The 24,657-nt window shown below is 63.7% G+C and carries 25 protein-coding genes and 1 pseudogene; 16 read left to right on the top strand and 10 right to left on the bottom strand.

What is annotated here, in order from left to right; genetic code table 11:
* Positions 1-12: 12 nt before the first annotated feature.
* Positions 13-168: a hypothetical protein gene (locus tag CK228_RS00130; protein WP_095770711.1), complete on the bottom strand. Its 156-nt coding sequence runs from the start codon at positions 166-168 to the stop codon at positions 13-15.
* 417 nt (positions 169-585) lie between these two features.
* On the opposite strand from CK228_RS00130, the gene cysS reads away from it, so the two are divergent.
* From cysS to rarD, 7 genes are all read left to right on the top strand, one after another.
* Positions 586-2,019, top strand: coding sequence for a cysteine--tRNA ligase (gene cysS, locus CK228_RS00125; RefSeq protein WP_095786483.1), 1,434 nt, complete (start codon positions 586-588; stop codon positions 2,017-2,019).
* Entirely contained in the window at positions 2,016-2,402 is a 387-nt protein-coding gene (locus tag CK228_RS00120) for a VOC family protein (protein ID WP_095770709.1), read from the top strand. Before cysS ends, CK228_RS00120 begins: the two co-directional genes overlap by 4 nt.
* A gap of 3 nt (positions 2,403-2,405) precedes the next feature.
* The gene (locus CK228_RS00115; protein WP_095770708.1) at positions 2,406-2,897 is read left to right on the top strand and encodes a GFA family protein; all 492 of its coding nucleotides are present in this window, start codon (positions 2,406-2,408) and stop codon (positions 2,895-2,897) included.
* On the top strand, positions 2,894-3,370 hold the full coding sequence (locus tag CK228_RS00110; RefSeq protein ID WP_095786865.1) for a GFA family protein: 477 nt from the start codon (positions 2,894-2,896) through the stop codon (positions 3,368-3,370). Before CK228_RS00115 ends, CK228_RS00110 begins: the two co-directional genes overlap by 4 nt.
* Positions 3,367-4,317: a prolyl aminopeptidase gene (gene pip, locus CK228_RS00105; RefSeq protein ID WP_095786482.1), complete on the top strand. Its 951-nt coding sequence runs from the start codon at positions 3,367-3,369 to the stop codon at positions 4,315-4,317. Before CK228_RS00110 ends, pip begins: the two co-directional genes overlap by 4 nt.
* On the top strand, positions 4,314-5,936 hold the full coding sequence (gene cimA / locus CK228_RS00100; protein WP_179295752.1) for a citramalate synthase: 1,623 nt from the start codon (positions 4,314-4,316) through the stop codon (positions 5,934-5,936). The genes pip and cimA overlap by 4 nt, the downstream gene beginning before the upstream one ends.
* 83 nt (positions 5,937-6,019) lie before the next feature.
* Entirely contained in the window at positions 6,020-6,952 is a 933-nt protein-coding gene (gene rarD / locus CK228_RS00095; protein WP_095786481.1) for an EamA family transporter RarD, read from the top strand.
* Here rarD and CK228_RS00090 read toward each other — a convergent pair.
* On the bottom strand, positions 6,930-7,925 hold the full coding sequence (locus tag CK228_RS00090; RefSeq protein WP_095786480.1) for a transporter: 996 nt from the start codon (positions 7,923-7,925) through the stop codon (positions 6,930-6,932). The two genes, rarD and CK228_RS00090, sit on opposite strands and share 23 nt — an antisense overlap.
* 174 nt (positions 7,926-8,099) lie before the next feature.
* A complete protein-coding gene (locus CK228_RS00085; RefSeq protein ID WP_095786479.1) occupies positions 8,100-8,390 on the bottom strand; it encodes a hypothetical protein in 291 nt (96 codons plus the stop codon).
* A gap of 109 nt (positions 8,391-8,499) precedes the next feature.
* Here CK228_RS00085 and CK228_RS00080 point away from each other — a divergent pair, with 109 nt between their 5' ends.
* Entirely contained in the window at positions 8,500-9,384 is an 885-nt protein-coding gene (locus CK228_RS00080) for a LysR family transcriptional regulator (RefSeq protein WP_245437936.1), read from the top strand.
* Positions 9,385-9,440: 56 nt separating this feature from the next.
* On the opposite strand, the gene CK228_RS00075 is transcribed toward CK228_RS00080, so the two are convergent.
* Complete coding sequence (locus tag CK228_RS00075; RefSeq protein WP_095786478.1) at positions 9,441-10,052, bottom strand: TIGR00730 family Rossman fold protein; 612 nt, start codon at positions 10,050-10,052, stop codon at positions 9,441-9,443.
* 142 nt (positions 10,053-10,194) lie between these two features.
* Between CK228_RS00075 and CK228_RS00070 the strand changes: the two genes are divergently transcribed.
* Positions 10,195-11,697 carry a LysM peptidoglycan-binding domain-containing protein gene (locus CK228_RS00070; protein WP_095786477.1) on the top strand — a complete coding sequence of 501 codons (1,503 nt, stop codon included), beginning with the start codon at positions 10,195-10,197 and terminating at the stop codon, positions 11,695-11,697.
* 13 nt (positions 11,698-11,710) lie between these two features.
* On the opposite strand, the gene CK228_RS00065 is transcribed toward CK228_RS00070, so the two are convergent.
* Positions 11,711-12,496: an NAD(P)H-dependent oxidoreductase gene (locus CK228_RS00065; protein ID WP_095786476.1), complete on the bottom strand. Its 786-nt coding sequence runs from the start codon at positions 12,494-12,496 to the stop codon at positions 11,711-11,713.
* A gap of 93 nt (positions 12,497-12,589) precedes the next feature.
* Here CK228_RS00065 and CK228_RS00060 point away from each other — a divergent pair.
* The 4 genes and pseudogenes from CK228_RS00060 to CK228_RS00045 all read left to right on the top strand — a co-directional run bounded on the left by CK228_RS00060 (position 12,590) and on the right by CK228_RS00045 (position 16,378).
* Positions 12,590-13,521, top strand: a pseudogene (locus CK228_RS00060) (LysR family transcriptional regulator).
* A gap of 164 nt (positions 13,522-13,685) precedes the next feature.
* Complete coding sequence (locus CK228_RS00055) at positions 13,686-14,033, top strand: metalloregulator ArsR/SmtB family transcription factor (protein ID WP_095786475.1); 348 nt, start codon at positions 13,686-13,688, stop codon at positions 14,031-14,033.
* A gap of 25 nt (positions 14,034-14,058) precedes the next feature.
* Entirely contained in the window at positions 14,059-15,942 is a 1,884-nt protein-coding gene (locus tag CK228_RS00050; protein ID WP_095770696.1) for an ABC transporter ATP-binding protein/permease, read from the top strand.
* An 88-nt stretch (positions 15,943-16,030) separates the two neighbouring features.
* Positions 16,031-16,378 carry an antibiotic biosynthesis monooxygenase gene (locus CK228_RS00045; protein ID WP_095770695.1) on the top strand — a complete coding sequence of 116 codons (348 nt, stop codon included), beginning with the start codon at positions 16,031-16,033 and terminating at the stop codon, positions 16,376-16,378.
* Between the two features lie 22 nt (positions 16,379-16,400).
* Here CK228_RS00045 and CK228_RS00040 read toward each other — a convergent pair whose 3' ends face one another.
* Positions 16,401-17,264, bottom strand: a complete 864-nt coding sequence (locus CK228_RS00040; protein ID WP_095786474.1) for an SMP-30/gluconolactonase/LRE family protein — start codon at positions 17,262-17,264, stop codon at positions 16,401-16,403.
* 336 nt (positions 17,265-17,600) lie between these two features.
* Between CK228_RS00040 and CK228_RS00035 the strand changes: the two genes are divergently transcribed.
* Both CK228_RS00035 and CK228_RS00030 read left to right on the top strand, forming a co-directional pair.
* Complete coding sequence (locus CK228_RS00035; protein WP_095786473.1) at positions 17,601-18,299, top strand: phosphatidylserine decarboxylase; 699 nt, start codon at positions 17,601-17,603, stop codon at positions 18,297-18,299.
* Between the two features lie 75 nt (positions 18,300-18,374).
* On the top strand, positions 18,375-19,121 hold the full coding sequence (locus CK228_RS00030; RefSeq protein ID WP_245437956.1) for a phosphatidylcholine/phosphatidylserine synthase: 747 nt from the start codon (positions 18,375-18,377) through the stop codon (positions 19,119-19,121).
* Positions 19,122-19,124: 3 nt separating this feature from the next.
* On the opposite strand, the gene CK228_RS00025 is transcribed toward CK228_RS00030, so the two are convergent.
* The 4 genes from CK228_RS00025 to CK228_RS00010 all read right to left on the bottom strand — a co-directional run bounded on the left by CK228_RS00025 (position 19,125) and on the right by CK228_RS00010 (position 23,587).
* On the bottom strand, positions 19,125-19,727 hold the full coding sequence (locus CK228_RS00025; protein WP_179295751.1) for a TetR/AcrR family transcriptional regulator: 603 nt from the start codon (positions 19,725-19,727) through the stop codon (positions 19,125-19,127).
* Between the two features lie 76 nt (positions 19,728-19,803).
* Positions 19,804-20,631 carry an NAD-dependent epimerase/dehydratase family protein gene (locus tag CK228_RS00020; RefSeq protein WP_095786470.1) on the bottom strand — a complete coding sequence of 276 codons (828 nt, stop codon included), beginning with the start codon at positions 20,629-20,631 and terminating at the stop codon, positions 19,804-19,806.
* Positions 20,632-20,819: 188 nt separating this feature from the next.
* A complete protein-coding gene (locus CK228_RS00015; protein WP_095786469.1) occupies positions 20,820-23,042 on the bottom strand; it encodes an AMP-binding protein in 2,223 nt (740 codons plus the stop codon).
* A 137-nt stretch (positions 23,043-23,179) separates the two neighbouring features.
* Positions 23,180-23,587 (bottom strand): 4-oxalocrotonate tautomerase family protein, encoded by a 408-nt coding sequence (locus CK228_RS00010; protein WP_095786468.1) that lies wholly within the window; start codon positions 23,585-23,587, stop codon positions 23,180-23,182.
* A 114-nt stretch (positions 23,588-23,701) separates the two neighbouring features.
* Between CK228_RS00010 and CK228_RS00005 the strand changes: the two genes are divergently transcribed.
* Positions 23,702-24,565, top strand: a complete 864-nt coding sequence (locus CK228_RS00005; RefSeq protein WP_095786467.1) for a LysR substrate-binding domain-containing protein — start codon at positions 23,702-23,704, stop codon at positions 24,563-24,565.
* Positions 24,566-24,657: the final 92 nt, after the last annotated feature.

Below are 24,657 nucleotides of genomic sequence, written 5' to 3'. Positions count from 1 at the left end.
CCGCACTCTGCTTCAGGCAGCGCGGGGCGATATGATCTTCGGCGCCGGCTTCTTTTTCTTCGCGGTGTGAAGAAGGGCGGCGACGATCGCGGCCGGGCCGATGGCGCGATAGTGGCTGGCCAGCGCCGGTTGCTTGGCGCGGGTGGCTTCCTGCTTGCTTCGAGGCATGTTTCTCTTCCCAGGTAACGTTTTCGTGTTCGCGTTTGACCGTCGAATCCGACCAAATCGTGACGTTTGGTGATCTAGCCGGCCAATGTTTCATGACTGTGCCGACATGTTTAATAAAATGTTTCACTGCCTGATTCCGCGTGATCGAGCGACGCGTTTGCCAATCTTTACGGCGTTTTTCTCGGAAGCAGCGACTTGACGGCAACACTGACCAAGGCGATAAAGCCGCCCATGAAAACGTCTTTCGCCATTTGTGGCATTTGCATTATTGGCTAGCCTCGCGCTGGTCGGGACGTTTTCGCCTCATCTTTCCCCAGAGTGGACAAACGCCCCGGCCAGCAGGCTGGAGTCTGATTTGCGCCTCGGCGCGGGACCGGCTCCATCCGGATAAAAAGTTCTGAACCGGGAAGGCATGGAATGTCCGACGCACCGCAGGGGCTGCGCCTCTACAACACGCTGACGCGCACGAAAGAGAATTTCGTTCCGATCGATGCGCTCAATGTGCGCATGTATGTCTGCGGCCCGACCGTCTACGACTTCGCCCATATCGGCAATGCCAGGCCGGTTATCGTCTTCGACGTGCTGTTTCGCCTGCTGCGCCATCTCTATGGGCAGGCGCATGTCACCTATGTGCGCAACATCACCGACGTCGACGACAAGATCAACGCGCGTGCGCTGCGCGATTTCGGTGACGAGATATCGGCCGGAAAGCTGTCGCTCAACGAAGCGATCCGGCGGGTGACCGAAAAGACCGCCGACCAGTTCCGCAGGGATGTCGCCACGCTCGGCTGCCTTGAGCCGACGGTCGAGCCGCGCGCCACCGAATTCGTCGAGCCCCGCGCCGACGGCAAGGCCGACATGATCACCTTGATTCAAAGCCTGATCCAACGCGGCCATGCCTATGTCGCGGCGGGCGAAGTTCTGTTCGACACCGCGTCGATGCCGGACTACGGCCAATTGTCGAAGCGCAATCTCGACGAACAGCAGGCCGGCGCCCGCGTCGCCGTCGATGCGCACAAGAAGAACCCTGGCGATTTCGTGCTGTGGAAGCTGTCATCGCCGGAAGAGCCGGGCTGGCAGAGCCCGTGGGGCAGGGGCCGGCCGGGCTGGCACATCGAATGCTCGGCGATGTCGGCAGCCTATCTCGGCGAGGTGTTCGACATCCATGGCGGCGGCCTCGATCTCATCTTCCCGCATCATGAGAACGAGATCGCCCAGTCGCGCTGCGCCCACGGCACATCAGTCATGGCCAATGTCTGGATGCACAACGGCTTCCTGCAGGTCGAAGGGCAGAAGATGTCGAAGAGCCTCGGCAATTTTTACTCGATCCACGAACTGCTGGAGACCGAGACCTTCGGCGGCCGCAACTGGCCGGGCGAGGTGCTGCGGCTGGCGATGCTGATGACGCACTACCGCGAGCCGATCGACTTTTCCGTGCGCAAGCTGGAGGAGGCGGAGAACACGCTGCGCAAGTGGAAACGCGCCGCCGATCTGGCGCCTGCGGCAGGGCGGTTGCCGGTGGAGGTCATCAATGCCTTGTCGGACGATCTCGCCACCTATGCTGCCTTCCAGGTCCTGACGCAGTTGGCTGGCGAGGCCGCGGAAGGCAACGAAGCCGCCGCCGCGCTGAAGGCGTCACTGCTGTTCCTCGGCTTCGATGTTGCCTCGGCAAAGGTCGACCAAGACAAGATCGCCAAGGCAATCGCCAATCGCCTCGCTCTCATCGCCGCCAAGAACTGGGCCGAAGCCGACCACATCCGCGACGAGCTTTTGGCGCAAGGCGTACGGTTGAAGGACGGCAAGGATCCCGCCACAGGCGAGCGCATCACCACTTGGGAGGTAAAGAGATGATCGACCATCTCGGCATCGACGTTGCAGATTTCGACGCTTCGAAGGCTTTCTATGACAAGGCGATGGCGCCGCTTGGTGCTTCCCTGCTCTATATGGTGCCGCTGGAATACACCGGCGGCGAAAAGGTCGGAGGCTATGGCCGTGATCGGCCGGTGTTCTGGTTGCAGGAAGGCAAGCAGGGACAAAAGGCCCATCAGCATGTCGCTTTCACCGCGCGCAGCCGCGCCGAGGTCGATGCCTTCCATGCCGCGGCCCTTGCCGCCGGCGGCAAGGACAATGGCGCGCCGGGCCTGCGCCCGCACTATCATCCGAACTATTATGGCGCGTTCGTCTTCGATCCCGACGGCAACAATGTCGAGGCCGTCTGCCATGATCCGGAGTGAGCCATGAGCCTTGACAACCGGCCGGTCTACACAGGCGGCTGCCAATGCGGGGCGGTGCGCTTCCGCGTCGAAGGCGCGCTTGGCGATGCCTCGATCTGCCACTGCCGGATGTGCCAGAAGGCGAGCGGCAATTTCTACCTGCCGTTGGTCTCGGTGCGCGGCGCCAGGGTTGACTGGACACGCGGCGAGCCTAAGCGCTTCCGTTCCTCCAATGCCGCCCGGCGCGGCTTCTGCGCCGAATGCGGCACGCCGCTGACCTTCGAGGCGCCCGACGGCATGGCGCTGGCGATCGCCGCCTTCGACGATCCGGCTGGTATCGCACCGACCATCCAGTGGGGTACGGAGGCAAAACTGCCTTATGTCGACACCATTCCGCAACTGCCGGGCGAGGACACGATGGCGGACATGGGTTCGGCTCCCTATCTCGCCGAGCTTGTGTCCTACCAGCATCCCGACCACGACACCGACCAATGGCCGCCGGAGGAAAGACCATGATCGAACCTGTCCGAACCGGCGGTTGCCAGTGCGGCGCCGTGCGCTTCCGCATCAAGGGCGCGCTCGGGCGCTCGTCCATCTGCCATTGCCCCATGTGCCACAAACAGTTCGGCTCGTTCTTCGGTGCGCTGGTGACGGCACCCAGGGACGGTGTCGAATGGACGCGTGAGGAACCAAGCTATTTCCAGTCTTCGGTCAACATCGATCGCGGTTTTTGCGCCCGCTGCGGCACACCGTTGACCTACCGCCAGCCCGGCGGGCTCGAGATCGCGATCGGCGCCTTCGACGATCGCTCGGATCTGGCGCCGCAAATTCAGGTCAACTATGCGGCGAGGCTGCCCTGGGTGGAAAAAATCTTCGAGGCGCCGGTCCATGACGATCCCGACTTTTATGCAAGGCAGGAGCAGATCATCTCCTTCCAGCACCCCGATCGCGAAACGGCCAACTGGCCGCAACAGGGCCTGAAACTATGAGCTTGCGTACCCTCTACCCGGAGATCGAACCGTTCGACAGCGGCATGCTCGATGTCGGCGATGGCCATCAGGTCTACTGGGAGCGTTCCGGCACCAAGGGCGCCAAACCGGCCGTGTTCCTGCATGGCGGGCCGGGCGGCACAATCTCGCCCAAACACCGGCGGCTGTTCGACCCAAAACTTTACGACGTCATCCTGTTCGATCAGCGCGGCTGCGGAAAATCGACGCCGAACGCCTCGCTGGAGGCCAACACGACCTGGCATCTCGTCGCCGACATCGAGCGCCTGCGCGAAATGGCCGGCTTCGACACATGGCTGGTGTTCGGCGGCTCCTGGGGCTCGACGCTGGCGCTCGCCTATGCCGAGACGCACCCCGATCGCGTCAGCGAGCTGGTTGTGCGCGGCATCTACACGCTGACCCGCGCCGAGCTCGAATGGTACTATCAGTTCGGCGTCTCCGAGATGTTTCCCGACAAGTGGGAGCGTTTCGTGGCGCCGATCCCCGAGGTCGAGCGCGGTGACATGATGGCCGCCTACCGCAAGCGGCTGGTCGGCTCGGACCGCAAGGCGCAGCTGGAAGCAGCCCGCGCGTGGAGCCTGTGGGAAGGCGAAACCATCACGCTGCTGCCGGAACCGGAAACCAGCGGCAAGTTTGGCGAGGACGACTATGCCGTCGCCTTCGCTCGCATCGAGAACCATTATTTCGTCCATGCCGGCTGGCTCGACGAGGGGCAGCTTCTGCGCGATGCCTGGAAGCTCATGGATATCCCCGGTACCATCGTCCATGGCCGCTACGACATGCCGTGTCCGGCACGCTATGCCTGGGCGCTCCACAAGGCCTGGCCGAAAGCCGATTTCCATCTGATCGAGGGCGCCGGCCATGCTTATTCGGAGCCCGGCATCCTCGACCGGCTGATCCGTGCGACGGACAAATTTGCAGGCAAATGACCATGACCCGCGAACGCCTCTATCTCTTCGACACCACATTGCGCGATGGCCAGCAGACGCCGGGCATCGACTTTTCCGTCGAGGACAAGATCGCGATTGCAAAACTGCTCGACGATTTCGGCATGGACTATGTCGAGGGCGGCTATCCCGGCGCCAATCCGACCGACACGGCGTTCTTCCAGCAGAAACGCACGGCACGCGCCAAATTCGTCGCCTTCGGCATGACCAAGCGGGCAGGGGTCTCGGCCTCGAATGATCCCGGCCTTGCGGCGCTTGTGCAGTCGAAATCCGACGCCATCTGCTTCGTCGCCAAGAGCTGGGACTATCACGTCCGCGTCGCGCTCGGCTGCACCAATGAAGAGAATCTGGAGTCGATCAAGACTTCGGTCGAAACCGCTGTCACCTCGGGCAAGGAGGCGATGGTCGATTGCGAGCACTTTTTCGACGGCTTCAAGGCCAATCCGGACTATGCGCTGGCCTGCGCCAGGACGGCATATGACGCCGGCGCGCGCTGGGTGGTGTTGTGCGACACCAATGGCGGCACGCAGCCATCGGAAGCGCGCACCATCGTCGCCAAGGTCATTGCATCAGGCATTCCCGGCGATCATCTTGGTATCCACGCCCATGACGACACGGGCCAGGCGGTTGCGAATTCCCTGGCCGCGGTCGAGGCCGGCGTGCGGCAGATCCAGGGCACGCTGAACGGCATAGGCGAGCGCTGCGGCAACGCCAACCTGATCACGATCGTGCCGACTCTGGCGCTGAAGCCGGCATTCGCGGATCGCTTCGAGACGGGCATTTCGGCCGAGGCGCTGACCGGCATTTCGCGTCTGTCGCGCGCATTCGATGAATTGCTGAACCGCGCGCCGGAAGCGCAGGCGCCCTATGTCGGCGCCTCGGCTTTCGCCACCAAGGCCGGCATCCATGCCTCCGCACTGGCCAAGGAGCCGGCGACCTATGAGCATGTGCCGCCGGAATCCGTCGGCAACCGCCGTCGCGTCATGGTCTCGGACCAGGGCGGCAAGGCCAATTTCCTCGCCGAGCTGAAGCGGCGCGGCATCGAGGTGCCCAGGGACGATCACCGGCTCGATGCGCTGATCGCGGTCGTCAAGGAGCGGGAGGCCGAGGGCTATGCCTATGAGGGCGCCGATGCGTCTTTCGAGCTGCTCGCCCGCAAGATGCTGCACGGCTTGCCGGAATTCTTCAACGTCACCTCGTTCCGCTGCATGGTCGAGCGCCGCTTCGACGCCAATGGCCAGCTGAAGACGGTGTCCGAAGCGATCGTCAAAGTGCTGGTCGACGGCGAGGAAAAAATGTCGGTGGCGGAAGGGCACGGCCCGGTCAACGCGCTCGACATCGCGCTGCGCAAGGATCTCGGCAAATACCAGAGCGAGATCGTCGATCTCGAGCTCGCCGACTTCAAGGTGCGTATCCTCAATGGCGGCACCGAGGCCATCACCCGCGTCCTGATCGAATCGCATGACGGCACCGGTGCGCGCTGGTGGACGGTCGGGGTTTCCGAAAACATCATCGACGCCTCTTTCCAGGCGCTGATGGATTCGATCATCTACAAGCTGATGAAGAACCGTGAGATGGCCGGGCTTGTTGCCGCCGAATAAGGTTGAACCATCAGCGAAAGTCCATTGATCCATCAGAACTTTGCGATGGTCTTGCCAAGGTTACTGGGCCATAGCGTTGGGCCATGGTCACTGAAGCAATTACCCTGGACGCGGGATCAAAGGCCCGTCGCGGCTTCCTGCTGGCGCTGGGCGCCTATCTCTTGTGGGGGTTGCTGCCTTTCTACATGAAGGCCGTGGCGCACCTGCCGCTTGCCGAGGTGATCGCCCACCGCATCGTCTGGTCCGTGCCGATCGCCGCTGCGGTCCTGGTCTGGGCCGGCCGCACGGCGGACTTCAAGGCGGCAATTCGGTCGCCCCGCACCATTGCCATGGCGGCGCTGACGGCGGCGTTGATTTCGGTCAACTGGGGCATCTATGTCTGGGCGATCGCGGTCGACCGCACCGTCGAGACCGCGCTTGGCTATTACATCAACCCGCTGGTCAGCGTCGTCGTCGGTGCGCTGCTGCTTGGCGAGCGGCTCGACCGTCTGCAGATCGCGGCGGTGGTGCTGGCGACGGTCGCCGTCACGGTGCTGACAATCGAGGGCGGCAAGCTGCCCTGGGTGTCGCTGGCGCTGGCGTTTTCCTTCGCCGCCTACGGCTTCTTCCGCAAGACGCTGCCGATCGGGCCAAGCCAGGGCTTTCTGCTCGAAGTGCTTTTGCTGTCCGTACCGGCTCTCGGCTATATCGTCTACCTGATCGCGACGGGACAGGACCACATCGTGTCGAGCACCGGCACCGACACGGCGTTGCTGATGGGCTGCGGTCCGGTCACGTCGGTGCCGCTGCTTTTGTTTGCGTTCGGCGCCAAGCTTTTGCGCCTCTCGACCATCGGCATCATGCAATACATCGCGCCGACCATGGTTTTCCTGATCGCGGTTCTGATCTTCGACGAGCCGTTCGGCACGGCACAAGCCATTGCCTTTGCCCTGATCTGGACGGCGCTGGCGATGTATTCCTGGTCGATGCTGGTCACGGCGCGACGGGCGGCGGCTACATCTGTCCGAGCCGTCTGACGAACAGGTACGTCACGCCGGCGATCAGCAGCGAAACCGCCGTCACCACCCAGAAGCCCATCGGCGTGTCGACCAGGGGTAAACCGCCGACATTCATGCCGAACAGGCCTGAGATGATGGTCATCGGCAACAGCACCGCCGTCATGACGGAGAGAATGTAGAGAAGCTGGTTCGACTGCATGGTCAGTTTCGCCATCAGCTCGTCCTGCAACAACCTTGTGCGTGCCTGCAACTGCTCGCCGTCATTATAGAGGGTGAGGGCCTGGTGCGAGAGTCTGGCCGCCATATCATTGATCAGATCAGGCAGCTCGTCGCGATGCGAATGGTCGAGATGCCGGAACAGGTTGGTGAGCGTCGCCATCTGGCGGTGGATCACCACCAGTTGCCGGCGCGCCTCGACCAGCGCCTGGCGTTCATTGTGCCATGCATCGCGCACGACGCGATCCTCTATGCCGTCGAGCGCATCGCCAAGCTTGCCGAGCTCGCCCGACATGCCGTCGAGCGACTGGCCCATGACCGCCTCGATCAGGTCCGATGGCGAGCGGAATTTCCGCGATCCGTTCTCCACCGCCTTGCGGACGGCGTCGACCGACTCCAGCGGCTGTTTGCGGGCGCCGATCAACATCGTGTCGTTGAAGGCGAAGCGGAAATGGACGAGCCCGCGCGCCTCCGAGAAGTCATGCTTGAGGTCCGGCAGATCGCCATAGAGCCAGCCATCCTCATAATCGATGTGGCAGCCATGGCTGGGGGCGAGGAATGCGTCGCGCGCCGGGGCCGGCAGGGCCAACTCGGCGCCGATTTCCTGGCGTGCGTGGAGGTCGGTGATCTGGTAGCTGCGCCAGGTCCAGTGGGCTTGCGCCGGATCCTTGGTGCGCACGCCTTCAGCGGTGAAATGGTAGATGAAGAACAACCCGTGTTCATCAGGCAAATAGGGTGAAAGATCGGTGCCTTCGGCGGGGAGGGCGATGTTCACTGTCGCTTCTCCAGATCGTCCAAGCAACGAACCGCGCAAGCGGCTCACTGCAAGGTCTTAGCATGCGGGAAGCCGGTTTCGTGTGACAGTTTCTTGACATCCGCCGATCTCGGTGTGTCGAGCAGGAGCGCGGCGACGGCGCCTTCACCGCCACCGCATCGCGATCGGGGTAACTCAGCGCTTCGGCCCAAACCCGGGGTAGGGGTTAAGCGGCACGATGGCGGCGATCTCCATCATGCCGGCCTTGATCGGCGGCAAGGTGGCGAGGTGGCCGCGCACTTCGGCGTCGTCCGCCGCCTCGAACATCATGCCGCTGCCGGGGATGTCGCCGCGGTTCCAGACCTGGCGCACCGCGCCTTCGGCGTAGAGCGTGCGGCGCTGCTCGGCCTCGCCGGGCAGAAGCGGTACAAAGTCGGCGTCGCCAAACTTTGCGGTGTTACGGGTGAGAAGGGCAAAGAACTGCATGTCGGTCTCCTTCGGTTGGGATGACCGACTATTCCTTTGACTAGTCAGACTGTCCAAGACTGATTAGGATAAAGTTGAGACCTTTGAGGTCGTAAAGCTCGGAGAAAAAGTGTTCGACCTGCGCCAGCTCCGCTACTTCATCACCGTCGCCGAAACCGGCAATGTCGGTCGCGCCGCCGAAATCCTGCACATCTCGCAATCGCCACTCAGCAGGCAGATCATTCAGCTCGAGGAGCAACTGGGCGTCACTCTGTTCGAACGGGCAAAGCAGCGGGTTCATCTCAATGCGGAGGGCCGCGCCTTCCTGACCGAGGCCCGCGCTCTGATTGCCAATGCGCGGCGCGTGGAGGAGTTCGGCCGCAGCCTCGCCAGCGGCGCGGTCGGCCGTCTCGCCATCGGCTATGTCGAGGGCGCCGTGCATGCAGGCCTGGTCGCCGGCATGCTCAGGCAATTCCGCCGCGAGCGACCGCAATTGCATCTCAGCCTGATGAGCCTGCGCTCTGCCGCGCAGTTGGAAGGTCTGCGCCAGCGTACGCTCGATCTCGGCCTGGTCTATTCGCCGCCGTCGGCCGACTATCCCGAAATTGCCTCGATGCTGGTCCGCCGCGAGCCGCTGGTGCTGGCGATACCCGATGGCGATGCGCTTACGGCTGTCGCCGACATCGGCCCGCATCATCTCGACGGCCGCCCGTGGATCACCGTGGTGCGCCAGCCCGCCGACACTAACCGCGGTCAGTTCCTGGCCGCTTGCATCGAGGCTGGCTTCGTACCCGACATCGCCTATGAGACCGCCGATCCCCTTGACCTCACTCGGCTTGGTCAGCGCCGGGCTGGGCCTGGCGACGGTGCAGGAAAGCCTGCGAAGCGCCGCGCCGCCGGGAATAGTCTTCCGCGACCTGCCCTGGTTCAAGCGCAGCGTGGCGATTTATCTCGCCTGGCGCCGGCAGGACGAGCGCGCGGTGATTGGGGATTTGCGGAAGGCAGTAGGCAGTAGGCGGTAGGCGGTAGGCGGTAGGCGGTAGGCAGGCCCAATTTCCCACTGCCTATTCCCTACATCTTGTCGATCACCGACTGCACGCCCTCGGTCGGGGCGTCGACGGAGGAGCCTGCCACCATGATGGCGGGGACGATGGCCTCCGGGTCGTTGACGACCAGCGGCTTGACCCGTTGCGCGGTGTGGATGAAGCCCTCTGCCGTCATGTGTTCAAGCAACGCCGTCATCGGGTCCCAGAATCCGTTGATATTGCCGAAGACGATCGGCTTGCGGTGATGGCCGAGTTGCGCCCAGGTCATGATCTCGACGATTTCCTCGACTGTGCCGATGCCGCCCGGCAGCGCCACAAAGGCGTCGGATTTCTCGAACATCTTGTGCTTGCGCTCGTGCATGTTGTCGGTGATCAGCAACTCGTCGAGCCGGTCTAGCGCGGTTTCGGTTGCTTCCCTGTTGATCAGGAAGCGGGGAATGATGCCGGTCACCTTGCCACCGGCCTTGAGCGCGCCTTCGGCGACGGCGCCCATAATGCCTTTGGTGCCGCCGCCATAGACCAGCCGCAGGCCCGTTTTGGCAATCGAGCGTCCAAGTAGGTGCCCGGCCTTGGCATAGATTTCATCGCGGCCGGGAGACGAGCCGCAATAGACGCAGACGGATCGAATCGTGTTCATGCGGATGATTGGTGATTGGGTCTGAATGCGTGGTCAAGCCCCAAGGGTTGACAAGCCGAGGTTTTTCTTGACGGCCCGTTTTTCTTGTCGGCATTGGCAAAACACGCTAGACCGGCATTAGGTGGCTAAGGGGTAGGGAAATATGGCAATTAATCCACTGAAGGCATTCCTGTTCGCGGCGGGTGGGACCGTCGCGGCCGCGGGAACCGCCTATGTATCGGGCGCACTCGACCCGTATCTTCATCCAACGCCGCCGGCGAAGGTCGCGGCCTTGGCGCCGCCCGAGGCGCCGAAACCGGCTGATCCCGGCACGGAAGGGCGACTGCCGGCGCCGGCGGTGCCGGCTGCTCCCGCCGCAGCACCACAGGCGACTGCTCCAGCCGCACCCGCGACAGAGGCCACGGCTCCGGCAGCGCCTGCACCGGCCGCACCCGTGGCAGCCGGCCCGATCTCGCCGACTTTCGATGTCGTGCGCGTCGAGGGCAACGGCTCGATCGTCATTGCCGGCAATGCAGCGCCCAATTCAAAGGTCGAGATCCTGAGCGGCACGACGGTGCTTGGCTCGACCGTGGCGGGTCCCGATGGCGCCTTTGTCATCGTGCTCGACGACCCGCTGAAGCCTGGTGACTATACGATTGCCTTGCATTCGACCGTCGGCACCGTCGTGACCGTCTCGGTGCAGACCGCTGTCGTTTCGGTTCCCAAGGAAGCCGCCGGCCAGGTGCTGGCCATGGTCGAAGAGCCGGGCAAGCCGGCCGAACTGCTGACGGTCCCGGCGCCAGGGACCAAACCGGCAGCACCTGCCACCGGCGACCAGGCTGCTGCTCCGGCGCCGGCCGCTCAAGCGCCCGCAACTGCTGCTCCGGCGCCCGCCGCACCGGCCCCGGCCGTCGCCGGTGCCGCGCCGGCAACACCGCCCGCCGGCGTGGCCGAACCCAAGATCGTCGTCGAGGCGGTCGAGATCGACGGCAACAAGATCTTCGTCGCCGGCCTCGCCGACCCAGGCCGCAAGGTGCGCGCCTACGCCAACGACATCCTGCTCGGTGACGCGCTGACATCGCCGGACGGTCATTTCCTTGTCGAAGCGACGCGCGACATTCCGGTCGGCAGCTACACCATCCATGTCGACGGCCTCGATGCCGACGGCGTGAAGGTCGTGGCCCGCGCCGCGGTGCCGTTCGAGCGCGAGCCGGGCGAAGCGGTTGCCGCCGTGGCGCCTGCCGGGACCAAGCCGGCGGATGCCAAGCCAGCTGAGACCAAGCCTGCCGCATCGGCAGCCGCCGAAGCACCCGCCGCTCCGGCTCCTGCCGCACCGGCAGCGCCGGCTGCGGAGGCTCCGGCCGTTGTCGCTGCCACCACGCCGCCAAGCGACGTGCCGGAGGCCGTGGCGCCAAAGCTCGAACATGCCGACGGCGCCGTGATTATCCGCCGCAACGACACGCTGTGGCGGATTTCGCGACGCGTCTACGGCCACGGCGTGCGCTATTCCACCATCTACCTCGCCAATCAGGACCAGATCAGGGATCCCGACCACATCTGGCCCGGCCAGGTGTTCAAGGTCCCGGAAAAGTCCAAGGAAGGCGAAGCCGCCGACCTCAAGGCAATGGGCGAGCAGGCGACGACGGCGCCGACCAAGGCGCAGTAGAAGCCTACATCGATCAACTGGCATCGCCTGCTTGGTTGGAGTGAAGGGCGAAACCGTTTGCCCCGGGATCGCCCAGCTCAGGGCGGAGATTCATGCTCGGAATGAGATAATCTCCGCCATTTTGCCGACGGTATGGGATGGGTGTCGTCGTCGGTAGCGTCCGCATCCTCTCACGCAGCTGTTCAGCCACCGGTTGGAAGCCGGTCTCGTCGAGACGATCGACCTTGTAGACCACGAACGGCGGAAGCACGTCGTATCCGGGGTAATAGAGGATCCCGTGATTGATCGGGAACAGCAGGTCGTCGATGGGGCCGTTGATCCCGCGTGGCGTGTAGTGTTCCTCCCAGCCCCCGGCGGTCACGATCAACATAGCGCGTTTCCCGACAAGGGTGCCCTCGCCATAGCGATCGCCCCTATGCTCACCAACGCCATAGGCGAATCCGTAGGCGAACACACGGTCGACCCAGCCCTTGAGGATTGCCGGCATGGCGAACCACCAGAGCGGGAACTGCAGGATCAAGGTGTCGGCCCACAGCAGCTTCTCGATCTCGGCCTGCACATCTGCGGCTAGCGTGTTGGCCTCGAAACTCTTCTTGGAAGCCGCGACCGGGATGAGCCGCGCATCGGGTTCAAGCGACGGGAAGTCGGCGCGATCGACTTCGGATTTCCAGCCATCGGCGTACAGGTCCGATACGCGCACCTCATGCCCCTGAGCCTCGAGTTCCCTTGTGGCGACGTCACGAAGGGCGCCGCTCAGCGAACGTGATTCAGGGTGAGCGAAGACGAGCAGAACTTTCATGGGTCAGATCCAATATTGAGGAAACTGACGGCAAGGTAGCCAATGGCCGTTCAATCCACTATATGCAGGTAATGCATAATATTGTGCCGGATAATGGATAAGTCAGACATTACATTCGAGCGCATGCGTACCTTCATTCGCGTGGCCGAGCGTGGCAGCCTGTCGGCCGTATCGCGGGAATTTGGTGTCGGGCAGTCAGCGATCACGCGGCATGTGCGGGAACTGGAAGAAGCTGTCGGCGTGCCTTTGCTCAGCAGGACGACCCGGCGGGTCACGATGACCGCCGAAGGCAGCCGCTATTATGCCAATAGCGTTCAGATCCTGCGCCTCGTCGAACAGGCCAGCGATGAGGCCCGGGCACGCGTGGCGCGCCCGCCGGCACGATCCGGATAAGCTGCACGGCAGCTTTCGGTGTCTTGCACGTCAGCCGCCTGATTTTCGCTTTTCAGGACCGTCATCCAGACATCGGGATTGACCTCAGCCTCACGGATGAGCGGGTGGACCTCGTCCGCGAGGGTGTCGATATCGCCGTCCGGCTGGGGCCGCTCACGGACAGCTCGTTGAAGCTGCAGGCCCTCGGCCAGTCGCGGCGTCTGCTCGTGGCGTCTCCGGATTATCTGGCGGCGCGGGGACGGCCCGTCATCCCTTCGGATCTGTCCCGGCATGAGGGCATCCGGATGTCGAACGTGGCGGGCAGCGAAACGCTCGCTTTGCAGGGCGCCGGCGGCGAACGCCACACGGTGCCTTTCGCGGGGCGGTTGCGGATCGATCATGGACTTGCCGCGCGGCAGGCCATGATCGCTGCTCGCGGGATCGCGCCGGCGCATCGATGGCTTGTGGACGATCTCCTGGCGGCGGGCTTGCTCGAGACGATACTGGCGGATTATTCGCTGCCATCCGTCCCGCTGAACATGTTGATTGTCCCGGAGCGCGCAGGCGTCGCAAGGGTCCGCCTGCTGGTCGAATTTCTGGCTGAAGAGATCGCCGCTATTCCAGGGATCGAGAAATCCATCTCGGAGCATTGATGCATGCTGCCCAAGAGTGACCTCGGTTTTTGGGGGGACGACATGCATGGAAACAAAGACCTAAAGCGCGTCGCATGAATCCGGTTCTGCGCTTTTGCCGCCGTTCGATCTGCCCGGAAGAGTAGCTTGCGGCGGTGCCGTCCATCGTCTATCGCCGATGAACGATGACCGAATCCGCCCTTGAAACAGATCGCGCTGCCGGCGCTCCACCCAACCGCAGCTTGGATAGCCACGCTGTCGCGGCGCAATTTGCGGCGTTGTCGCATCCGGCGCGCATTGAGATACTGAAGCACCTCTCGGCCAGCAATTCCTGCTGCTGTCGCGAGGTCGTCGACCGTTTCGATCTGGCGCAGTCCACCGTGTCGCAGCATCTGAAAATACTGGTCGAGGCCGGTCTGGTCCGCTTCGAGCCCGACCGCCAGCGCTCGCGCTATGCCGTTGATCGCGTAGCCCTTGCCGATGTATCGGCATCGCTGAACGCCCTCGTCAATTCCTGCTGCTCCGGCCGCTGACCCTCTCACCCAAAAGGCAAGAAAAGTGGTCGAAAAAACCGTCTCCGCCGACACCTCAACGCTCACGACATTGCGCAATTTGTGGCCCTATATGTGGCCGGCCGACCGCGCCGATCTCAGGGCGCGTGTCACCTGGGCTACGCTGCTGCTGGTAGTCGCCAAGCTAACGCTGGTGGCCGGTCCCTATTTCTTCAAATGGGCAACCGATGCGCTGGCTGGCGGCTTCAAGACGCCGCCGCCGCTGCCGTCTTTCATGCTCGCCCCGGTGATGCTGGTCGTCGCCTACAATGTGCTGAGGCTGGTTCAACTCGGCTTCAACCAGTTGCGCGACGCGTTGTTTGCCCGCGTTGGCCAGCATGCCGTGCGCCAGCTTGCGTTCCGCACCTTCGTCCACATGCACCAGCTGTCGCTGCGCTTCCACCTGGAGCGCCGCACCGGCGGTCTGTCGCGCATCATCGAGCGCGGCACCAAGGGTATCGAGACGATCGTGCGCTTCATCATGCTCAACACGGCGCCGACCATCCTCGAATTCGCGCTGACCGCCGGCATATTCGGTTTTACCTATGGCTGGAAATATGTGGCCGTGGTGGCGATCACCGTCTGGCTCTATGTCTGGTTCACAGTCAAGGCGAGCGACTGGCGCATCTCGATCCGTCGCGACATGAACGACAGCGACACCGACGCCAACACCAAGGCGATCGACTCGCTGCTCAATTTCGAGACGGTCAAATACTTCACCAATGAGCGCATGGAAGCCGACCGCTTCGACCGTTCGATGGCGCGCTACGAGGTCGCCGCCACCAAGACCTGGACCTCGCTCGGCTGGCTGAATTTTGGCCAGGGCGTCATCTTCGGCCTCGGCACGGTCGTCGTCATGTGCATGTCGGCGCTGGAGGTGCAGGCCCACACGCAGACCGTCGGCGATTTCGTCTTCATCAACGCCATGCTGGTGCAGCTTTCCGTGCCGCTCAACTTCATCGGCTTCATCTACCGTGAAATTCGCCAGGGCCTTACCGATATTGAGCACATGTTCGACCTGCTCGACGTGCCGCAGGAGATTGTCGACAAGCCGGACGCCAAGCCGCTCACCGTCGGCGCGGGCAAGGTCGAGTTCCGCGACGTGCATTTCTCCTATGATCCCAATCGCAAGATACTGAAGGGTGTTTCCTTCGACGTGCCGGCCGGCAAGACGGTCGCCATTGTCGGGCCGTCGGGCGCCGGCAAGTCGACCATCTCGCGGCTGCTGTTCCGCTTCTATGACGTGCAGGCCGGCCAGGTGCTGATCGACGGCCAGGACATCCGGGATGTCACCCAGGACAGCCTGCGCGCGATGCTCGGCATGGTGCCGCAGGACACGGTGCTGTTCAACGACACCATCGCCTACAACATCCGCTACGGCCGCGTCGGCGCGAGCGAGGAGGAAGTCCGCAAGGCCGCCGAACTCGCCCAGATCGGGCCGTTCATCGAAAAGCTGCCAGACGGCTACAAGTCGATGGTTGGCGAGCGCGGGCTGAAGCTTTCCGGCGGCGAAAAGCAGCGCGTCGCGATTGCCCGCACCATCCTGAAGGCGCCGCCGATCCTGATGCTCGACGAAGCGACTTCGGCGCTGGACAGCCACACCGAGCAGGAGATCCAGGCCGCGCTCGATCTCGTCAGCAAGGGCCGCACCACCATTGTGATTGCCCACCGTCTGTCGACGGTGATTTCCGCCGATGAGATCATCGTGCTCAAGGACGGCCAGATCGCCGAACGCGGCACCCATGTCGAGCTGATGCGCAAGCACGGCCTCTATGCCTCGATGTGGGACCGCCAGCGCGAGGCGACCGAAGCCGAGGAGCGCCTGCGCCTTGCCCGCGAGGGCGACGAGTTCGGCGTCATCGTTCGCCGGCGGACGTCGGAGGTAAATTGATTTTTCCGCTTGACCTCAACTTAAGTTGAGATTGTACGCCGCTCCTGGAGCCCCGAAAACACCATCATCCAGGAACGGAACAATCGAAATGAACGACATAAATCAGAACGTTAACGGCGGCAGCGTGTTCAGGGTGGACAAGTTCGTCGTGCCGGCCGCCGCCCGCGAGGAGATCCTCGTCAAGGTCAGGACGACGCACGAATTGCTGCGCCAGCAGCAGGGTTTCGTGCAGGATTTCCTGCTCGAACAATTTTCGGGGCCGGGCGAATTCAACCTGGTGACGATCGTCGAATGGGAGAGCCAGGCCGCCGTCGACAAGGTCGTTCCGATCGTCAAGGCCGCGCACGAGCGCATCGCCTTCAATCCGCAGGAGACGATCGCTCGGCTTGGGGTGCGCGCCGACATTGCCAACTATCAGCGGATTCCCGAGGCATAGAGCAACGTGAACTGCTCCAGGCTTACGGCCAGCCGACGCCGGGTGCCGGCGCTTCCACGCTGAGCACCTGGCCGGTGCGTGCGTCGCTGACCATGTGCTCGAAGCCGCGCCACTCGGCAGCGACGACGAACAGCATCCTCCTGTCCGCACCGCCCAGCATGCAGGCGAAGCAGCCGCGATCGACGGTGACGGTCTGCAGCACCTCGCCGCCCTCGCGCATCCGCACGCAGTGCTTGTTGGGGACATCCGCGTACCAGATCGCGCCTTCGGCATCGAGGCAGATACCGTCGGGATAACCGTCGAGGTCGGCCCAGACGCGCCGGTTGGACAGGCTGCCGTCGGCGGCGATGTCGAAGGCGGTCAGCCGGTTGCCATGGGATTCGGCAAGGATCAGGGTCTTGTTGTCCGGGGTCACCGCCATGCCGTTGGCGAAGGCGATGTCGTCAGCCACTTGGCGGAGCGCGCCATCCGGCGTGATTAGCACGATGGTGCCTGGGCCGAAATGCTCACAGGCAGCCGGCGCGGGGCCGCCGCCATTGACATAGATGTTGCCGCGCCCGTCGACGACGATCTCGTTCCACGGGCTCTTCGACAGACCGCGCAGATCGGCATGGGTGACGAGCCTGCCATCAGCCTCCTGCCGCAACAGCAAGCCTTCGCGGCCCGAGACGACAAGCAGGCGTCCATCCGGCAGCCAGTCGATTGAATAGGGCAGGACGGCCGGCACGGTGAGCATGATTTCGCGATTGCCGTGCGCATCCATCGCGATGATCTCGCCGGTACCCCAGTTGCAGACCCAAAGGCGTCCGTCATGCCAGCGTGGGGATTCGCCGAAGGCAAGGCCGGCGGTGACGAGACGCGCCGGTGCGGCCGATTGTATCTGCATTACGGACCTCCTTGTTGCGCGTCATCATGGCTGAAAAGGCTTTGGAAGGACGCTGTCACACCCAAGGACGGGCGAGGGGCCTTCTTTCCGACAGCCGCCTTGTTATTCCGTTCAGGGAACATTGCCGGTAGGGCGTTGGCACCGCATGACGGCGGCTTGTCGGTTGTCGTCGGTATCGACCCGCGGGTCTTGACCGCACCGCCAATATCGCACGGGCTGTAGCCCGTCGTCGCGCCCGCCAGCCGCAGCCAATGTGGCGTCGCCGATTGTCGCGTTGCGGGCAGGGGGTGTTTCGGCTATTGAGGCCGGACCTGAAACAGGGACCGCCCCCACCCCATGAGCCTTGTCGACACGGTCAAGAACGCGTTCGTACCGATCCATCGTGAAGGCTACCCCTTCATCGCGGCCTTTGGCGCGGGCGCACTTTTCCTTGGCTATTTCTCCTCGATACTGTTCTGGATCGGCCTGATCCTGACCGCCTGGTGCGTCTATTTCTTCCGCGATCCCGAGCGCGTCACGCCGGTCGACGACCGCCTGGTCGTCAGCCCCGCCGACGGCATCATTTCTGCGGTCGGCCCGGCCGTGCCGCCGCGCGAGCTTGGCCTCGGCAATGTCGAGATGACCCGCATCTCGGTGTTCATGAACGTCTTTTCCTGCCACGTGAACCGCGCGCCCGTGCGCGGCCGCATAACCAAGATCGAGCATCGGCCCGGAAAATTCCTCAACGCCGAACTCGACAAGGCCAGCACCGAGAACGAGCGCAACGGCCTGGTCATCGAGAGCCCCAACGGCACGGTGGCCGCCGTCCAGATCGCCGGCCTGGTGGCGCGCCGCATCGTCTGCTGGGCCGAGGCCGGAGGCTCGATCGGCACCGGCGAGCGTTTCGGCCTGATCCGCTTCGGTTCGCGCGTCGACGTCTTCCTGCCTTTGGCCGCGACGCCGCGTGTCGCCGTTGGCCAGACGGCGGTCGGCGGTGAAACCGTGCTCGCCGAATTCGGCGGTGTCGCCGGCACCCCGCTCGTCAGGATTTCCTGAGCCTTGGGCGCGCCGTTCAAGAAGTTCGAGGCCCATGCCAGCGGCGGTCCGCGCATCCGCGAGATCCCGATGCGCATGGTGCTGCCCAATCTGGTCACCGTGCTTGCCATCTGCGCCGGCCTGTCCGGCATCCGCTTTGCCTTCGAAGACCGCTTCGAGACAGCGGTGGTGATGGTGCTGCTGGCTGCCTTTCTCGATGGCATCGACGGCCGGCTCGCACGCATGCTGAAGGCGACTTCGAAATTCGGCGCGCAGATGGATTCGCTCGCCGACATCGTCAATTTCGGTGTCGCGCCGTCTCTGGTGCTGTATGCCTTCCTGCTCGATCGCGCCGGCTCGCCGGGTTGGATAGCCGCCCTTCTGTTCGCCATCGCCTGCGGGCTCAGGCTCGCCCGCTTCAACGTGCTCGACGACGAGAAGGCCGAGCGGCCCCTGTGGCAGTCGGAATATTTCGTCGGCGTGCCGGCGCCGGCGGGCGCGGTGCTGGTGATGCTGCCGCTCTATCTGTTCTTCCTGAGGCTCGGGCTGGAGCCAAGCCGCCCAGCCGCCTTCGTCGCCACCGGCTTCACCATCCTTGTCGCCTTCCTTCTGGTCAGCCGGCTGCCGGTCTATTCCGGCAAGAGCATCAAGATCCCGGGCGACAGGGTGCTGCCGGTCATTCTGGCCGTGGTGCTCTACATCCTCTTGCTGATGACCTATCCCTGGTACACGCTGACGGCATCGGTCGCGGGCTATCTGATCTTCCTGCCGTTTTCCGTGCGCGCCTATTCCAAGCGCGCCAAGCTCGAAGGCGAGAAGGTACCGCCTTCGGACATAGGCTGATCGCTAGACTGGTCTAGGTCGCAAGCCGCCAAGCAACAGATCGCCCCAGGCGGAGGCAAAGCGTTCATCGCTGATCTCGATTGCACGTTCACCCCAGATCGCTTCGAAGACCCGGAACATGGCGACGCTGCCGACGATCACGGCGGCGATCGCCTCGCTGTCGTGCGGGCGCAATTCGCCCTGACGCTGGCGCTCCCGCAGCCATTCCGCGACGGCAAGATAAGTGCTTTGCATGATCTCGCCACGTGCGGAGGCTTTCAGCGCGGGGAAATGCTCCAGGTCGCGCCACAAGATCCGAAGCACGTCGCGGTTGGCGCTGAGCTTTTCAAGCATGCGCTCCACAAGGCGCCGCGAACTTTCGTCGATGGAAAGCGTTGTCTCGCCAAGTTCGGCACGGCCTTCCCGTGACGTATCGACAAACTGATCGATCGCGGTGGCAAGCAGGTCCTCTTTTGAAGGGAAGTGCTTATAGAGTGCGCCGGAGCCGCGCGACAGGCCTGCCGCCTCCTGAATGTCGGGAACGCTCGTCCGGTCGTAGCCTCGCTCGGCAAACAGTCGGATGGCTTCACGCAGAATGCGTTCCCGTCCAGTTGATGGCGGTTTCATAGCGGATCCCAGCTCCATGACTAGGGTAGGGGATTCTCAGAGGACAATAACACCACGCGCACAATCACAAACGGCGCTAGCCGGCGGCCTGGCGATGCGAATCGACTGCCGCGTGCTTGTGTCGTTCGCAAAGCCACGCCCTCCAGTTCCTTTGACCAAGCCGCTCATTGGTTTCGACCAAACCCATTTTGAAGCTCATCTTGCGGCTGACCGGCAGTGGCAGGACGAGCCGCCTGAGCCCGAGCGCATCGTAGTATTGCCGTGCGAAACTTGAGAAGGGCATCAGATCCGGGCCGCCGATCGCAGGGCGTACCCCGCGCTTCCCGTCATTCACCGCCTCCGCCAGATAGCGGGCTACATCTCGCGTATCGACGGGATTTGAGAGCGAATTTGGCAACGGCCAGACAGGCAGCCATTTCAGCCCACCCAGCATCTGCTCCAAGAGGTAGTAGAATGGCGTTGCGCGAATGACTGACCACGCAAGCGGGCACTCCCGCACAAGCTGTTCGCCCGCCAACTTTGCTCGGGCATAGGGCAGGCTGCTGAATTCGAGGCCGACGATCGACACGAAGATGAAGTGGCCGATACCGGCGCGACGCGATGCTGCAAGCAAGCGCCGCGTGCCTTCGACATCGACGCTTGTCGGGCTGAAGAAGAAGTCAATCGGCCTCATGCCGCGCCTGGCGATGGGCGAGAGGGTCGCGGCATGGATCACGGTGTCGATGCCGCCAAGCGCGTCATCGATGCCTTCGCCGGTTGCCAAGTCGCCCAAGGCCCATTGCAGGGAGGGATCATTCATCGGCTTCCTGGCGAGCAATCTGACGACGTGACCGGCCTGGGACAGCGCCGGCACAAGATCGCGACCGAGATGTCCGGTCCCTCCCGTGACAAGGATTTTTGCCATGTGCAGCTTTCCTCCAGGTTGGAAATCTTGCTCCGATGGAGAGTGAATGGTCACTCACCACTTTGGCGATTCTTTGGCGAGGGGCCATCTTCAGGGGTGTCGAGGCATGGAAGAAGCGTGAATCCTACCGGATCTCGCCGATCATCCCGGCTTGCCTGAGGTGAAACGATTGGTTGGATCTGGCGGCGTTACGCCGCGATGCCCCGCCCCAGCCTGTCGATCGCCAGCTTTCTGGTCGAGACATAATCGGTCTTGCCGGAACCGAGCACCGGGATTTCCTCCACCTTGACGATGTCGTTCGGCACCATCAGTTCGGCGGCCCCGGCCTTCTTGCCGAACTGGCGCAGCTCTTCAGGATTGGCATCGTCGGCGGTGGTGACCAGCACGATGCGTTCGCCGCGTCTCTTGTCGGGCACCGCCACCGCCGCATGGCGTTCTTCCGGCCACAGCGACTGCACCAGCATCTCGACCGCGCCCAGCGACACCATCTCGCCGGCGATCTTGGCGAAGCGCTTGGCGCGGCCGCGAATGGTGATGAAGCCTTCGCGGTCGACGGCGACGATGTCGCCGGTGTCGTGCCAGCCGCTCAGCGGCTGCAACTCTCCGGGGCGGTCTGATGTCATGTAACCCATCATCAGATTCGGTCCGTCGAGCCACAACTGGCCGGCATCCGATATGCCCTCGACCGGCTCCAACTTCATGCGCATGGCCGGCAGCAGCCGCCCGACCGTACCGTCGCGCCCATGGAGGGCGGTGTTGACGGCAACCACCGGCGCGGCCTCGGTCAGCCCAAACCCTTCGATGATCTCGGCCTGGAAGCGCTCGCGGTAGACGCGGCGGGTTTCCGGCTTCACAGCCTCGGCGCCGGCAACGACGAATCGCAGGCTGGAGAAGTCGCCGTCCTTGGCGGTGCGCGCATAGTTGGCGAGGAAGGTGTCGGTGCCGAACATGATGGTCGGCTTCACCTTGCGGGCGATCTCGGGGATGATCTTGTAATGGAGCGGCGAGGGATAGAGGAACAGCTTTACCCCGGTGACCAGCGGCAGGATGGTGCCGCCCGTCAGGCCGAAGGAATGGAACACCGGCAGCACGTTGAGCAGGATGTCGGCCGGCGAGATAGTGATGCGCGCCTCGGCCTGCATGGCATTGGCGAGAAGGTTCTTTTGCGACAGGACAACCGCCTTCGGCGTGCCCTCGGAGCCGGAGGTGAACAGGATCACGCCCGGCTTGGCCGCATCCTGGCGCTGCAGCGGCAAACGCCACAGCAAGGCGGCGGCAAGCTTGTCCAGCGCGGTGACGCTGGTCCGAACATCTTCCAGCCACAGCAGCCTGGCACCGCCCTTTTCGACCGCGGCGACGATATCGGCGAGATCGGCCTTCTCGACGAAGGCCCGCGATGAGATGACGGTGCGGATGACGGCCGTGCGCACGGCGGCGGTGACGCTCGCCGGCCCGGCCGTGTAGTTGATCATCGCCGCCACCCGGCCCGCTGACAGAAGTCCGACGAATGACAGCACGACGCCATTGGCGTTGGGCAGCATTATCCCCACCGCTTCGCCTGGCGCCGTCACCGCCTCGAAGCGCCTGCCCAACACGCGGGCACCGATGAACATCTTGCGGTAGCTCAGTGCGCCCGAGATGACGTCCTCGATGATCGGATGCGAGGCGCCGACCCTGGCTGCCGCATCGCGCATGGCCAGGAACAGGCCGCGGTCGAGGTCGTTGCCGAAAAGCCGGGCCTCGGCGACGCGGTCGAACAGCGAATTGGTGTTCGAGGCCTGGTCCGGATTGCGTGCCACCAGTTCGGCGATGGTCGTCGGCTCCAGTACGCTGATCGAGAGCCGCGGAAACCAGTGCCGCGGGGCCTTGGCCGCCGGCGTCAGGGAAACAGGCAGGCTACGGGCACCGGCGACAAAGATCGGCACGATGCGGGCGTCAGCCTGCATGGCAATGCGGGTGACGGCGCGAAACAGCCGAAACGTCTTGACGTCAGGCTCGACTGCGTCCGGCAGATAGACGGCGAGCCGGCCCTTGCCCTTCAGCACACGCACCAGCCGGCGGCTGACGAAAAGATGTTCGGCATTGAAGGCGATCGTTCGGCCAAGCTCACGCCAGGGTTCCAGCCACGGCGAGCGTGCCGAGACCTCGTCCAGAATGTGCAGCGTGTCATCCGGCAGCAGCGACAGCATCAGCGCTGGTTCGAAGCGCGACTGGTGCGAGATGACGTAGATAACGGGAGCCTGCGCCTTGCGCGCGATCCTGATGCGGCTGTCGTTGATCCGGTAGGCGAGCTTGAACGGCACGTAGAGCATCGCCTTGCTGAAACGCAGGTCGAGGCGGAATTTCTCCACCACGCCGATCAGCAGCCAGGCCAGAACGAGACCCGCAAGCAGCGCCAGTGTCAGGATCATGCCGCTTCTCTCCCAACGACTTTTGTCATCGCGGCTCTTCCGCGGCCGCCTCGGCGCAGAGGGTAGCGCAAGTGGGCGCTAGGTCAATGTGGGAAGAGACGGTGTTGCTTCTCCCCCGGAGGGAGAAAGAACGACCCTTACGCTGCCTTCAACCGCCCGCTGATGAAACGGAACTCCTGCGTCTTGCCGCCATAGCCATAGGCGGCTGCCGGAACTTCATGCACGAAGGCATAGCTTTCCTCGTGCACACTGCCCAACAGGCGGCCGAAGGCATCGAAGAGAGCCTTGAGATAGGCTTCCAGCTCGAGCTTGGTGTTGGTGCCGTCGACCACCTTGATATCCAGCCAGAACGTGTTGGTGCCATGCTCGGCCAGCGACTTGCCGCCGGCGAACCAGTGCTGCGGATCGACATAGGACATGGCAACGGCGGTGATCGTGGGATCCTTGCGCAATTGCGTGGCGGTGATCTCGGTTATTTCCCTGGCGATGCTGGCGGACAAGGCGGCGTCCGGCTTGCCGGTGACGCTGATATTGATGATAGGCATTGTTCGTCTCCTTGGTTTCCAGCGGCGTCTGATTGCCGTTGGAGAGACCATGCCACCATCATTGAGTCAAAAAAATCGAATTGTTTTCAACAGAAGATTCGATATTATCGAATTATGGAAGCACTCGATCCGGATCTGCTCAAAACCTTCCTCGCTTTCGTCGACAGCGGTTCGCTGGCGCGGGCGGCTATCAGCGTTGGCCGTTCGCCTTCGGCGGTGACCGCCCAGATGCAGCGGCTGGAGGAGATCGTCGGCGAGCCGCTGCTGGCGCCGCAGGGCAGGGGCCGCGGCCTGACGCCGGCCGGGGAGGACCTTGTCGGCCACGCAAGGCGCATTCTTGCCGCGCACCGCGAGGCATGGCTGGCGCTGAAGGGGGCGCGGGCAGCCGGGCGTGTCGCCATCGGCACGACGCAGGATTTCGCCGACAGCGGCCTGCCGGATCTGCTGCGTGCCTTCGCCACCAGCCACCCGCGCGTCAGGATCGAATTGCGGGTTGGCCGCTCCGCCGAATTGGCGCAGGCGCTGCAGGCCGGCAGCCTCGATCTGGCGATTGTCATGCGCCAGGCGGCCGCGCCGGACGAGGTCGGCGTGCTGCGTGAGCCGATGATGTGGCTGTGTTCTGGGAAAGGGCTGGCCTGGCGGCAGGAAGAGTTGCCGCTGGCGCTGCTCGATCCCCATTGCGGGTTTCGCGAGGCCGCACTGGCGGCGCTCGATGCGGCCGGCCGCCGCTACCGCATCGCCGCCGGCAGCGCCAGCCTGGCCGGCCTGCGCACCGCGGTGAATGCCGGCGTTGCGCTGACCTTGCGAACCCCGCGCTTTGCCCATTCCGGCATTGTCGAAGCGCCGCGCGAGCTGGGCCTGCCGCCGGTTCCGATGGCCGAATTCGCGATCCGGCTACGTGCCGATGCTGATGCTTCCGCGGGAGATCTGGCGGCGCTGCTCAGCGGCAACCTGGCCCTGTCCCAGCCGCCCGGCTGATTTGGCGCCAGTCTATCGCAAGAAAACGCCGACCTGCGGTCGGGCCTGTTTAGAAAGAAAAAGCCGACCTTGCGGTCGGCTTGGAGTAAGAC

Source organism: Mesorhizobium sp. WSM4312 (assembly GCF_002294875.1).
GTDB lineage: Bacteria > Pseudomonadota > Alphaproteobacteria > Rhizobiales > Rhizobiaceae > Mesorhizobium.
Note: the sequence above shows the minus strand (reverse complement) of the source record. Positions and strands in the feature narration are given on the sequence as shown.